13 protein-coding genes are annotated in these 12,564 nt (G+C 72.7%); 8 read left to right on the top strand and 5 right to left on the bottom strand.

The window, feature by feature from the left end; genetic code table 11:
* Positions 1–147 precede the first annotated feature (147 nt).
* From M8H82_RS26580 to mscL, 5 genes are all read left to right on the top strand, one after another.
* The gene (locus tag M8H82_RS26580) at positions 148–1,440 is read left to right on the top strand and encodes an MFS transporter (RefSeq protein ID WP_250077570.1); all 1,293 of its coding nucleotides are present in this window, start codon (positions 148–150) and stop codon (positions 1,438–1,440) included.
* 67 nt (positions 1,441–1,507) lie between these two features.
* A complete protein-coding gene (locus M8H82_RS26585) occupies positions 1,508–1,843 on the top strand; it encodes an FmdB family zinc ribbon protein (protein WP_250077571.1) in 336 nt (111 codons plus the stop codon).
* Between the two features lie 119 nt (positions 1,844–1,962).
* Positions 1,963–2,796 (top strand): S-methyl-5'-thioadenosine phosphorylase, encoded by an 834-nt coding sequence (locus M8H82_RS26590; protein WP_250077572.1) that lies wholly within the window; start codon positions 1,963–1,965, stop codon positions 2,794–2,796.
* A gap of 186 nt (positions 2,797–2,982) precedes the next feature.
* Positions 2,983–3,555, top strand: a complete 573-nt coding sequence (locus M8H82_RS26595; protein ID WP_374211699.1) for a hypothetical protein — start codon at positions 2,983–2,985, stop codon at positions 3,553–3,555.
* Between the two features lie 147 nt (positions 3,556–3,702).
* Positions 3,703–4,179: a large conductance mechanosensitive channel protein MscL gene (mscL, locus tag M8H82_RS26600; RefSeq protein ID WP_250077573.1), complete on the top strand. Its 477-nt coding sequence runs from the start codon at positions 3,703–3,705 to the stop codon at positions 4,177–4,179.
* Positions 4,180–4,219: 40 nt separating this feature from the next.
* Here the strand turns inward: mscL and M8H82_RS26605 are convergent, their stop codons facing one another.
* Positions 4,220–4,402: a hypothetical protein gene (locus M8H82_RS26605; protein ID WP_250077574.1), complete on the bottom strand. Its 183-nt coding sequence runs from the start codon at positions 4,400–4,402 to the stop codon at positions 4,220–4,222.
* Between the two features lie 124 nt (positions 4,403–4,526).
* Here M8H82_RS26605 and M8H82_RS26610 point away from each other — a divergent pair, with 124 nt between their 5' ends.
* The 3 genes from M8H82_RS26610 to M8H82_RS26620 all read left to right on the top strand — a co-directional run bounded on the left by M8H82_RS26610 (position 4,527) and on the right by M8H82_RS26620 (position 7,851).
* Positions 4,527–5,567: a P1 family peptidase gene (locus tag M8H82_RS26610; protein ID WP_250077575.1), complete on the top strand. Its 1,041-nt coding sequence runs from the start codon at positions 4,527–4,529 to the stop codon at positions 5,565–5,567.
* Positions 5,568–5,729: 162 nt separating this feature from the next.
* Positions 5,730–6,947 (top strand): Ig-like domain-containing protein, encoded by a 1,218-nt coding sequence (locus M8H82_RS26615; protein ID WP_250077576.1) that lies wholly within the window; start codon positions 5,730–5,732, stop codon positions 6,945–6,947.
* A 157-nt stretch (positions 6,948–7,104) separates the two neighbouring features.
* The gene (locus M8H82_RS26620) at positions 7,105–7,851 is read left to right on the top strand and encodes a DUF6227 family protein (RefSeq protein ID WP_250077577.1); all 747 of its coding nucleotides are present in this window, start codon (positions 7,105–7,107) and stop codon (positions 7,849–7,851) included.
* Between the two features lie 15 nt (positions 7,852–7,866).
* On the opposite strand, the gene M8H82_RS26625 is transcribed toward M8H82_RS26620, so the two are convergent.
* The 4 genes from M8H82_RS26625 to M8H82_RS26640 all read right to left on the bottom strand — a co-directional run bounded on the left by M8H82_RS26625 (position 7,867) and on the right by M8H82_RS26640 (position 12,421).
* Positions 7,867–8,130 (bottom strand): hypothetical protein, encoded by a 264-nt coding sequence (locus M8H82_RS26625; protein ID WP_250077578.1) that lies wholly within the window; start codon positions 8,128–8,130, stop codon positions 7,867–7,869.
* A gap of 106 nt (positions 8,131–8,236) precedes the next feature.
* Positions 8,237–10,552, bottom strand: coding sequence for a fructose-specific PTS transporter subunit EIIC (locus M8H82_RS26630; protein ID WP_250077579.1), 2,316 nt, complete (start codon positions 10,550–10,552; stop codon positions 8,237–8,239).
* Positions 10,553–10,715: 163 nt separating this feature from the next.
* Complete coding sequence (pfkB, locus tag M8H82_RS26635) at positions 10,716–11,663, bottom strand: 1-phosphofructokinase (RefSeq protein WP_250077580.1); 948 nt, start codon at positions 11,661–11,663, stop codon at positions 10,716–10,718.
* Positions 11,660–12,421: a DeoR/GlpR family DNA-binding transcription regulator gene (locus M8H82_RS26640; protein ID WP_250077581.1), complete on the bottom strand. Its 762-nt coding sequence runs from the start codon at positions 12,419–12,421 to the stop codon at positions 11,660–11,662. Before M8H82_RS26640 ends, pfkB begins: the two co-directional genes overlap by 4 nt.
* Between the last annotated feature and the right edge of the window lie 143 nt (positions 12,422–12,564).

The following is a 12,564-nucleotide window of genomic DNA, read 5'->3' on the forward strand; positions in this document are numbered from 1 at the left end:
CCTGACGCAGAGCTGGCGCGACCGTATGGCGGCCGTGACGCCCTGACCCAGTGGCGCCGGTATCTACCGCAGTTCCGCGCAAGAGGACAGCTCTCGGCACCGCCCCTGTCCGGGGCCGCGCTACCAGGCGGCAGAAAGGCACGGGCCGTGGAATCCACGGTCACCACCGAGCCGTCGACGACCTCGCCGGCTTCCTCCCGCCCGGGATACGGACAGCTGCTGCGCACCCGCGGCGCCTGGACGTTCCTGCTCCCCGGCTTCGCGGCACGCCAGCCGTTCGCGATGCTCACCATCTCCATCGTGCTGCTCGTGCAGCACACCACCGGCTCCTACGGCGCCGCAGGTGCCGCGGCGGCCGTCACCGGCGTCTCCATGGCGCTGTTCGCGCCCTGGAACGGGCGCCTCGCCGACCGGTACGGGCAGCGTGCGGTCCTGATCCCCGGCGTGCTGGTGCACACGCTGGCGGGTCTGACCCTGACCGCGCTCGCGCTGGCCGACGCCCCCCTGTGGGCGCTGTTCGTGGCGGCCGTGCCCACCGGCGCCTCGGTCCCGCAGGTCGGTCCGATGGTCCGCGCCCGCTGGGGCGTGAAGCTCCAGGGCTCGCCCCTGATGTCCACCGCGGCGGCGTTCGAGTCCGTCACCGACGAGCTGACGTTCGTGATGGGCCCGCTGCTCGCCACCGCGCTGTGCACCGCCGTCGATCCGGCCGCCGGCCTGGTCACGGAGGCCGCGCTGACGCTGATCGGCGGTCTGCTGTTCGCCGCGCAGAAGAGCACGCAGCCCTCCGTCACCGCCGACGGGCACACGCGCGTGCAGCACGCCTCCGCGCTGAGCATCCCCGGGGTGCGCGTGCTGATCGTGGCCTTCCTGGGCATCGGTTCCGTCTTCGGCGGCATGCAGGTGTCGCTGGCCGCGTTCACCGAGTCGATCGGCGAACCCGGTATGAACGGCGTCCTGTACGGCGTCTTCGCCGCCGGAAACATGATCTCCGGCATCGCCTGCGGCGCCATCGCGTGGAAGGTGGCCCCGCAGCGCCGCCTCGTCCTCGGGTACGCCGCCCTCGCGCTCGCCGCGTCCGGCCTGTGGGCCGCGCACTCCGTGCTCGTCCTGGCGGGCCTCGGCCTCCTCGTCGGCATGTGCATCGCGCCCGCCCTGATCACCGGCTACACCCTGGTGGAGGGCCTGGTCCCGGCCGGCGCCCGCACCGAGGCCTTCACCTGGCTCACCGGCGCGGTGGCGCTCGGCCAGGCGGCCGCCGTCACCGTCGCCGGACAGCTGGAGGACCGCTTCTGGGGCGGCGCCGGGTTCCTGGTGCCGATGGGCGGCACGCTGCTCGCCCTGGTGACCCTCCTGGCGCTGCGGTCCCGGCTCGCGGCGCGCCCCCGCAGCCGTACCGTCGCACGTGGCGTCGGTCACCGAGTGCCGGTCACGGTGGACTGATCCCGAGGAATACGTCACTATGGACCGTCGTTAGCACTCATTGAGTGAGAGTGCCAGGAGGAAGACAGTGCCGACCTACCAGTACCAGTGCACCGAGTGCGGCGAGGGCCTCGAGGCGGTGCAGAAGTTCACCGACGACGCCCTGACCGAGTGCCCCAACTGCAGTGGCCGCCTGAAGAAGGTGTTCTCCGCGGTCGGCATCGTCTTCAAGGGCTCCGGGTTCTACCGCAATGACAGCCGCGGTTCCTCGTCGAGCACCTCGCCGGCGTCGAAGTCGTCGGCGTCCACCTCTTCGACGTCCTCGGACTCGAAGTCGTCGGAGTCGACGTCGTCCGGCTCGAAGTCGTCCGGCTCGAGTTCCTCGGGCTCGGGCACCTCGACCAGCAGCAGCTCCGCCGCGTAGCACCTCGCTCAGGGACCCCGCCGTCGTCGGACGGTGGGGTTCTCCGCGTTTACCCGCGGCCCTCTCGACGTTTCTGCGGCCCCTCTCGGCGGTGGGCGGACGGCGGTTAGTGTGACCGCATGGCGAACGCAGAGATCGGTGTAATCGGCGGCTCGGGCTTCTACTCGTTCCTGGACGACGTGACCGAGATCCAGGTGGACACCCCCTACGGGGCGCCCAGCGACTCCCTCTTCCTGGGCGAGATCGCCGGTCGGCGCGTCGCCTTCCTGCCCCGGCACGGCCGCGGCCACCATCTGCCGCCGCACCGGATCAACTACCGGGCCAACCTGTGGGCGCTGCGCTCGGTAGGAGTGCGCCAGGTCCTCGGACCCTGCGCGGTGGGCGGTCTGCGTCCCGAGTACGGGCCGGGCACACTCCTGGTGCCGGACCAGCTGGTCGACCGCACGAAGTCCCGGGCGGCGTCCTACTTCGACGGGCTGCCGCTGCCCGGCGGCGCCGTACCGAACGTGGTGCATGTGTCGCTGGCCGACCCGTACTGCCCGACCGCGAGGGCGGCGGCGCTGAAGGCGGCGCGCGGCCGGGACTGGGAGCCGGTGGACGGCGGGACGCTGGTCGTGATCGAGGGACCGCGCTTCTCCACCCGTGCCGAATCGTTGTGGCACCAGGCGCAGGGCTGGTCGGTGGTGGGCATGACCGGTCATCCCGAGGCGGCGCTCGCCCGTGAACTCGAGCTCTGCTACGCCTCGATGACGCTGGTCACCGACCTCGACGCGGGCGCCGAGACCGGTGAGGGCGTCTCGCACGACGAGGTGCTGCGGGTGTTCGCGGCGAACGTGGACCGGCTGCGGGGTGTGCTGTTCGACGCGGTGGCCGCGCTGCCCGCGAACGAGGAGCGGGACTGTCTGTGCACGTCCGCGCTCGGGGGGATGGATCCCGGGTTCGAGCTGCCGTAGGGCGCGCCCGGTGGGTGGGCGGTAGTGGGCCGGGGGCAGTGGGCTGTGGATAGTGGGCGGAATCTCCCGTTCGGGTGAGGGAGTTGTCCACAGCCTGTCGGTCGTCCACCGGTCTCGGCGGGCGGCGGCGCGAAGCCACATCGTGGGACTCGCAAGCCGTTCTCTCCTGGCAGGTGGTGGCTCCCCATGTCCCTCGGCATGTCCGCCGGTACGTCCGTCCGTACGTCCGTCGGTCCGTTTCCGACTCCTTCTCCCCCGCGCCCGCTCGGCACCGACGCTCCTGCGACCTGCGAGGTGCCGCACTTCGCACCGGTGCGGGTGCGCGGCGGGCGGCTGGGACTGCGCCGGCTGGTACGCCATCGACGGCGGGCCGTGGCCGCGGGGCTGGCCGTCACGGCGGCCGCGCTCGTGGCGGCGGGCCCTCGGGACACCGACCGGGCCCGTGGGCATCCGGCGGCGGATCCCGTACGGGAGCGGCGCGCGGTCGAGATGGTGACCGCGCCGGTGCGGATCGCGGACGGCGCGACGGTGCGACTGCTGCGGCCCGGTGACCGGGTCGACGTCATCGCGTCCGAGGAAACGGCCACGGGCGGGGGCGCGCGCGTGGTCGCGCGGGGGGCGCGGGTGACGAAGGTGCCCGAGGCCCTGGACGACGACGCCGACAGCGGTGCGCTGGTCGTGCTGACGGTGCCGCGCTCCGCCGCGCTCCGGCTGGTGGGCGCCGGTGCGACGGCCCGGCTGGCGGTGACCCTGTGCTGAGCCGCCTGATCCGCCTGACCCGCCTGGCGCGTGACTGCCTGTCACGTCGCAGGAACCCGCGACCCGGCTGGACTGAGCGGCCCGGCCCTGACGTAGGTTGCGGAGCGGTCTGGTCCACAACCTGCGCGTGCGAGGAGAGTCCCCGAGGTGAGCGAGAAGAAGGAGCCGAGCGTCCTGGACGGCTTCAAGGCCTTCCTGATGCGCGGGAACGTCGTCGACCTGGCAGTAGCGGTGGTCATCGGCGCCGCCTTCACCAACATCGTCAACTCGGTGGTGAAGGGTGTCATCAACCCGCTCGTCGGGGCGATCGGCACCAAGAACCTCGACAGTTACAGCTCGTGCGTGAAGGGTCCCTGCGAGAAGGCGGCGGACGGCACGTACACGAGCGGCGTGATGATCCTGTGGGGATCGGTCCTGGGGGCGACGCTCAGCTTCGTCATCACCGCCGCGGTCGTCTACTTCCTGATGGTGCTGCCGATGTCGAAGTACCTGGCCCGTCAGGAGGCCCGCAGGAAGGCGAAGGAAGGCGCCCACGAGATCATCGAGGTGACCGAGCTGGAGGTGCTGAAGGAGATCCGCGACGAGCTGGTCGCGCAGCGCGGGTCGGGGCGCAACGAGCCGTAGCGGACCTCGAAGGGATCCCGTCGGCAGGCGTCGGCCGGGTTCAGAGGTGGTGGGGCGGCTTCTCGTCGAGGAAGCGCTTCAGGTCGGCCGCGCTGTCGCCGCAGGCGCCCGGCCGCTCGCCCCACCCGCTGTCCGTGTCGTCCGAGGACTGCTGGTCCAGCGGGTCGTCGAAGATCAGCGCGGCCTTCGGCTCGCGCGGCTCGGGGTCGGGGGCGGTGTCCATACCTCAAGGGTACGGCCCTGCCTCCGGTGGTCGTCCTGCCGGCGGTGGTGGTCCTGCCGGCGTGCGGGCGGTGAGTCGGCGTGCGGCGCGTCCGGCCTGGTCCGGGCTGGACGACACTGACCCCATGACAGTTGACGCATTGACGGACGTCGCCGGTGTGCGGGTGGGGCACGCGACGCGCATCGGTGGCGGTTGGCTCACCGGCACCACGGTCGTCCTCGCGCCGGAGGGCGGGGCCGTCGCCTCGGTCGATGTGCGGGGCGGCGGGCCCGGCACCAAGGAGACCGACGCCCTCGACCCGCGCAACGTCGTGCAGAAGGTCGAGGCGATCGTCCTGACCGGCGGCAGCGCCTACGGGCTCGACGCGGCGTCCGGGGTGATGGCCTGGCTGGAGGAGCAGCGGCGCGGGGTGCGGGTGAGTCCAAATCCGGCGCACGTCGTGCCCGTGGTGCCCGCCGCGTGCGTCTTCGACCTGGGACGGGGCGGCGACTTCCGCGCCCGGCCGGACGCGGCGACCGGGCGCGCGGCCGTCGAGGAGGCCGCGGCGAGCGCGGTAGGCGCCCGCGTCCGGGAAGGCTGCGTCGGCGCCGGGGCGGGGGCGGTGGTCGGGACGTTGAAGGGCGGGGTGGGGACGGCGAGCGTGGTGCTCGGGTCGGGGGTCACCGTCGGGGCGCTGGTGGTGGCGAACGCGGCGGGGGACGCGGTGGATCCGGAAACCGGTGTGCTGTACGGCGAGTTGTTCCAGGGGCGGGTGGAGTACCCCGATGCGGGCGTCCACGGCACTGCGCAGCGGCGGCTCGCCGAGGTCGCGGCGACGAACGCCCCTCCCCCGCTGAACACGACCCTCGCCGTCGTCGCCACCGACGCGGACCTTTCCAAGGCGCAGGCGCAGAAGCTGGCGGGCACCGCCCACGACGGCATCGCGCGCGCCGTGCGGCCGGTGCATCTGCTCAACGACGGCGACACGGTGTTCGCGCTGGCGACGGGTGCCCGCCCGCTCGACGCCGCGAGCCCGCTCGCGCTCAACGAGATCCTCGCCGCGGGCGCGGATGTGGTGACGCGCGCGATCGTCCGCGCGGTGCGCGCCGCGGAGTCGATGGACGGGCCGGGCGGGGCGTGGCCGTCGTACGGAGAGCTGTACGGAGGTGGTGCGGTGGGGGCCTGAGCGGCGCGAGGTGCCCACGCTCCTCGCCTCGGCCCGGGTATGTCGCGGTTCTGTCACGTGATGGCGTTCACCGCGGATGGAGGGAACCCGACCCCTCTCGGATTCCCTCTCTCTGCACGCACCGGATCAGACCACGCACATCACGCGAACTTGGAGCAGCCTGTGACAACGCCGGACAAAGCAGCACGGCGCGCACTGGGGACCTGTGCCGTCCTGATGGTCGGCGCGCTCGGCCTCACCGCCTGCAGCAGCAGCGCCAACGCCAAGAACGAGGACGGCAAGGGCGGGGACTCCGCCAGGAAGTCGGCCGCGAGGATCGTGATCTCGGCGAAGGACGGCTCGTCGGGCGCGTCGATCAACTCGACCGGGGTGAAGGTCAGCAACGGCGAACTCACCGACGTGAAGATGACGGAGGCGGAGACGGGGCAGGCCGTGCCGGGGGCGACAGCGGCGGACGGTGCGAGCTGGAAGCCGAAGGAGCAGCTGGAGCGCGGGACCGCGTACGAGATATCGGCGAAGGCGAAGGACGCGAACGGCAAGAGCATGGCGGCCCGTTCCGAGTTCACCACGGTCACGCCGGAGAAGAGCTTCGTCGGGACGTACACGCCGGACGACGGCACGACGGTGGGCGTCGGGATGCCGGTGTCGTTCACCTTCGACAAGGCGATCAGCGAGAAGAAGGCCGTGCAGTCGGGGATCACGGTGACGTCGAGCAGCGGGCAGAAGGTCGTGGGCCACTGGTTCGGGGAGCGGCGGCTCGACTTCCGGCCCGAGGAGTACTGGAAGGCCGGCTCCAAGGTCACCCTGAAGATCGACCTGGACGGGGTGGAGGGCGCGAACGGCGTCCAGGGGGTGCAGAAGAAGACGGTGACCTTCACCATCGGGCGCTCGCAGGTCTCCACCGTGGACGTCGACACGCAGACCATGACGGTCGTGCGGGACGGCACGACGCTCAAGTCGGTGCCGATATCGGCGGGCAGCGCGGAGTTCCCGACGTACAACGGGCAGATGGTGATCTCCGAGAAGCTCGTGAAGACGCGGATGAACAGCCAGACGGTGAATCTCGCCGACGCCTACGACATCCCGGACGTGCCGCACGCGATGCGCCTGACGACCTCGGGGACGTTCCTGCACGGCAACTACTGGTACAACAAGGCCAACCCGCCCTTCGGGCAGCAGGGCACCAGCCATGGGTGCGTGGGACTGCAGGACGTGCGGGGCGCGCAGAGCGACACGACGGCGAAGTGGTTCTTCGACAACTCGCTCCTCGGCGATGTGGTGATCGTGAAGAACTCCCCCGACAAGTCGGTGGCACCGGACAACGGCCTCAACGGATGGAACATGCCGTGGAGCGAGTGGACCGCCGGAAGTGCCGTCTGAGCAGGGCTTCCTGACGCTTCGTAGGGCCGCGTGGGAACCGTCCGCGCGGCCCGGGCGTTTTACGTGCGTACGTTTTCTCGGTTCCCGGACATGATGTCCGACCGAGGGGCTACGGTATGCACCCACAAGGTGACATGCAGCAACGCCGGGAGAGACCTTGAGCGTTCCGTACGAGACGGCAGCGTACGAATCCCATGAGTCGCCGGAGTCTCCGGAGGAGCACCTCGCGCGACTGCTCGGCCGTGCCCTGAACTCGTTCGAGCTGCCCGACGAGGTGCTGCGGCGGCTCGACTGCGCGCTGGCGCACGACAGTTCGCTGCACTCCGCGCACCACAGCGCGGGCCGGCACCGGGAGACGTACCGCCATACCTGGCTGCTCCCCGACGGCTCGGCGCTCACCCTGTGGGAGCTCGTCCACAACACCGCGCGGGGCAGCGCGCCGCAGCACGAGGTGTACGCCGACGAGGAGGAGCTGCGGGCCGCGACCGCGCGGCTGCCCTTGCCGCCGGACGCCCCGGACTTCGAGCTGCCGGTGACGGTGCAGCTGTCGCCGGTGCACACGCCGCGCCACGCGTACGTGCCGGACGACTCCGCCGACCACGCGCGTCGGCTGCTGCGCCGCGCGGAGAACACCGACCGGCCGGACGCGGCGACCGCCGCGCTGCTGACCACGGCGTTCGCGCACCAGATCACGCAGGCTTTCGGACGCCCGTGCCGCGCGGGGCGCGCCGGACTGTGCTTCTCGCTCTACGAGCACGCCTTCCTGCTGCGCGACGGCAGGGAGATCTCCCTGTGGGAGGTCGAGCACACGGCGACGCCGGACGGGCGGCACATGTGCGAGGTGTACGTCAGCGAGGACGCGGCGCGGGACGCGATGGAGCGCCGGGCGGCGCGGGTGTCGTAGCGGGCACCGGGGCGTTCAGCGTCCGTCGCTGAGCCGGCGTACCAGGCCCGCGAAGGCGTCCTGTTCGGCCGGGGTGAGCTGTACCGACTCCAGGTGCGGGGCCGCCTGCCGCTGCTGCGGGAGGGCGGGCAGGGCGGGACCGGTGGGACCGGTGGGCCACGGGGCGGCGCCGGCGCGGACGGCGCGCAGGACGCGGGCGAGGCCGATCACCCAGGTGACCGTCAGCAGGACGAGCAGGCCCACGCCCAGCAGTTGGAAGATCGAGACGTGCTCAGGCATGCGCCCCAGTACACACCACGGTCCGGGACTTTGACCCCGGACCGTGACGTATCTCGCAGGTGCCGTGAACCACTCACAGCTTCCCAATAGGGGCGGTTCGGTGTGCTCAGGCCGCCACCGGCTGCTTGGACTCCGGGGTCGCGGCCGCCGTGCCGGGCTCGGCGGGCCCCGTGCCCGGGGCCGGCTTGCGCATGCCCTTCAGGGCGACCACCAGCGCGGTGGTGACGCAGACGCCCGCCGCGATGGCGACCAGGTACAGCAGTGGGTTGCCGATCAGCGGGACCACGAAGATGCCGCCGTGCGGGGCGCGCAGGGTGGCGCCGAAGGCCATCGACAGCGCTCCGGTGACCGCGCCGCCCGCCATGGAGGCCGGGATGACGCGGAGCGGGTCGGCCGCCGCGAACGGGATGGCGCCCTCGGAGATGAAGGAGGCGCCGAGGACCCAGGCGGCCTTGCCGTTCTCGCGCTCGGTCCGGGTGAAGAGCTTGCCGCGGACCGTGGTGGCCAGGGCCATCGCCAGCGGCGGCACCATGCCGGCGGCCATCACCGCGGCCATGACCTGCATCGCGGAGTCGCTGGGGTCGGCGACGGCGATACCGGCCGTGGCGAAGGCGTACGCGACCTTGTTGACGGGGCCGCCGAGGTCGAAGCACATCATCAGGCCGAGCAGGACGCCGAGGAGGACGGCGTTGGTGCCGGAGAGACCGTCGAGCCAGTCCGTCATGGCCTGCTGGGCCTCGGCGATCGGCTTGCCGATCACCACGAACATCAGGAAGCCGACGATCAGCGTGGAGATCAGCGGGATCACCACCACCGGCATGATGCCGCGCAGCACCGGCGGGATCCTCACCCGCTGGATCGCCATCACCACGCCACCGGCGATCAGGCCGGCTGCGAGGCCGCCGAGGAAGCCCGCGTTGATCGTGAGCGAGATCGCGCCGCCGACGAAGCCGGGGACCAGGCCCGGCCTGTCCGCCATGCCGTACGCGATGTAGCCGGCCAGGACCGGGACCAGGAAGCCGAAGGCGACGGCGCCGATCTGGAAGAGCAGGGCGCCCCAGCTGTCGACCTGGGTCCAGTCGAAGTGCTCCATGACCGAGGGAGCCTTGTTGATCTCCCAGCCGCCGATGGCGAACCCCAGGGCGATCAGCAGACCGCCCGCGGCGACGAACGGGACCATGTAGCTGACGCCGGTCATCAGCCACGTGCGCAGCTTGGTGCCGTAGCCCTCGCCGGGCTCACCCGCGCGTCCGACCGGCGTGCCCGCGCCCGCGGGCGCCCCGGTGCTCACCTCGCCGCGCGCCGCCTTCTCGCGGACCTCGGTGATGAGGTCGGCGGGGCGGTTGATGCCCGCCTTCACACCGACGTCGACGGTCGGCTTGCCCGCGAAGCGGTCCTTCTCCCGTACGGGCACGTCGTGCGCGAAGATCACACCGTCCGCGGCCGCGATGACCGCCGGGTCGAGCCGGGTGAAGCCGGCCGAGCCCTGGGTCTCGACGACCAGTTCGACGCCCGCGTCGCGCCCGGCGTTCTCCAGGGACTCGGCCGCCATGTAGGTGTGCGCGATGCCGGTCGGGCAGGAGGTGACGGCGACGATCCGGAAGGGGGGCCCGTCGGGAGCGGTGACGCTCTTGGCGTCCGCCCCCGCTGCCGCCGGGCCCGTGCTGCCCACTGCGGTGCCGGCGGAGGCCGCCACCGGCACCGCAGCGGAGTCCTTGGCGCCGCTCTGCGCGCCGGATGCGCTCCCGGCCGCGCCGCTCGCACTCCCCTCCGCGCCGCCTGCGCTCTTCACGCCGACGTCCGCGCCGCCCGTGCCGCTCACGCCTCTTTCAGCGCCGCCTGCGCTTTCGCCCGTGCCCCGCGCGCCCTCGGAGGCGCCCCCCGAGGCACCCTCAGCGACAGCGTGCGCCCCCGGCGCCTCGCCCGCCCCGCCCCTGGTCGGCGCCGCCGATCCCGCGTCCTCCGGAACCGGCACCGCGTCCGCGTCCCCCCGGATCAGCGCCGCCGCCGACCCCGCGTCCCGCGCTGCCCGCAGGGCGTCCGTGAAGTCGGCGTTCATCAGCCGGCGCGCCAGGGAGGACAGGATTGTCAGATGGGCGTCGTCCGCGCCGGCCGGCGCCGCGATCAGGAAGATCAGGTCCGCGCGACCGTCCGCCGCGCCGAAGTCGACGCCCGCCGCGCTGCGCCCGAAGGCGAGCGTCGGCTCGGTGACGTGCTCGCTGCGGCAGTGCGGGATGCCGATGCCGCCGTCGAGGCCGGTCGGCATCTGCGCCTCGCGGGCGGCGACGTCGGCGAGGAAGCCGTCGAGGTCGGTCACCCGGCCCAGGGCGGCCATGCGCTCGGCGAGGGCACGTGCCGCCGCTTCCTTGGTGTCGGCGGACAGGTCGAGATCGACCAGGTCCGCGGTGATCATGTCGCTCATCGCGGGCTCCTTCGCACGCGTGTCGCCCGGAAAACGGGGTGGGCGAGGGTGGGGACGAGAGTGGGGGTGGGGACTGGGGTGCAGTGGGGGAAGGCGAAGGCGGTCGGGGCCGGTAACGAGGCCCCCTCCGCAGCCGGTGCACGAGGCGTGAGCGGTGCGTACGTCATGACACCGGCTCCTTCAGCACCCGGTCCACCGGCACGTCGGCCGTGACCGTGACGGCCGAGGTGTCCAGGTCGTCCGGTGACGGCATCACGCTGCCGGGCAGCTGTACGGCGGCGGCGCCGTGCGCCACGGCGGAGGCCAGCGCCTGCGGGCCGCTGCCGCCCGCGATCAGGAAGCCGGCGAGCGAGGAGTCGCCGGCGCCGACGTTGGAGCGCACCACGTCCACGCGCGCACTGCCGAACCAGGTGCCCGCGCCGTCCACCAGCAGCTGTCCGTCCGCACCCAGGCTCGCGAGCACGGCGCGCGCGCCCATCTCCCGCAGCTCCTCGGCCGCCTTCACCGCGTCGCCCACCGTGGACAGGGGGCGCCCGACGGCCTCCGCGAGCTCCTCGGCGTTGGGCTTCACCACGTCGGGCCGCTCCCGCAACGCCTCCAGCAGTGCCCGCCCCGAGGTGTCCAGCGCGATCCGCGCGCCTCCCGCGTGCGCCCGCGCGACGACATCGGCGTACCACTCCGGCGCGAGCCCCCGCGGCAGGCTGCCGCAGCACGCGATCCAGTCCGCGTCCCGCGACTGCTCCCGCACCGTCTCCAGCAACAGCTCCTGCTCCGCTGCCGTGAGCTCCGGACCCGGCGCGTTGATCTTCGTGAGCACCCCGTCCGTCTCCGCGAGCGCGATGTTGGAGCGGGTGGCTCCGGCGATCCGCACGGCGGTGACCTCGATGTCCTGAACGGCCAGCAGCTGGGCGACGAGCGCCCCCGGGGCGCCGCCCAGGGGCAGCACCGCCACCGTGCGCCGTCCGGCGGCGGCGACGGCGCGCGAGACGTTCACGCCCTTGCCGCCGGGGTCCATGCGTTCCCCGGTGGCACGGATGACCTCGCCGCGCTCCAGGGAGGGGACCTCGTAGGTGCGGTCGAGGGACGGGTTGGGGGTGACGGTGAGGATCATGCGCGCACTACTTCCGTGCCGCCGCGCTCGATGGCGGCGGCGTCTTCGGGGCTCAGCCCGCTGTCGGTGATCAGCAGGTCCACATCGCTCAGGTCGCCGAAGCGGGCGAAGTGTTCCTGGCCGTGCTTGGCGGAGTCGGCGAGCAGCACCACCCGGCGGGCCGCCGCCACCGCCGCGCGCTTCACGGCGGCCTCGGCGAGGTCGGGGGTGGTCAGACCGTGCCCGGCGGAGAAGCCGTTGGCCGCCACGAAGAGGACGTCGGCCCGGATCTCGCCGTACGCCCGCAGCGCCCAGGCGTCCACGGCGGCGCGCGTACGGTGCCGTACGCGCCCCCCGACGAGGTGGAGCTGGATGCCGGGGTGGTCCGCGAGGCGGGCCGCGATCGGCAGGCTGTGGGTGACGACGGTGAGCGAGGCCTCCAGCGGGACGGCGCCCGCGACCCGCGCGACCGTCGTACCGGCGTCGAGGATCACCGTGCCCTCGGCCGGCAGTTCGGCGAGGGCGGCCTTCGCGATGCGGTCCTTCTCGTCGGCGGCCGTGGACTCGCGTTCGGCGAGGTCCGGCTCGAAGTCGAGGCGGCCTGCCGGGATGGCGCCGCCGTGCACCCGGCGCACCAGCCCGGCCCGGTCCAGCGCCTTCAGGTCCCGGCGGATCGTCTCCGCCGTCACCTGGAACTCCTCGGCCAGCGACAGCACGTCGACCCGGCCGCCGTCCCGGGCGAGCCGGAGGATCTCCTGCTGCCGCTCCGGTGCGTACATGTCCGTTCGCCTCCGACCAATGCCCGAACCTGTGGTTTCGCCGGACACTACGCCCTGATTTCGGGAAAGTAAACAGGTTCGGGCACGATTCAGGCATGAACGGGCTTGGAGAACGGGCACCGGACAGGGCCCCGGGCATCGCC

It is taken from the genome of Streptomyces sp. YS415, from assembly GCF_023544665.1.
GTDB lineage: Bacteria > Actinomycetota > Actinomycetes > Streptomycetales > Streptomycetaceae > Streptomyces.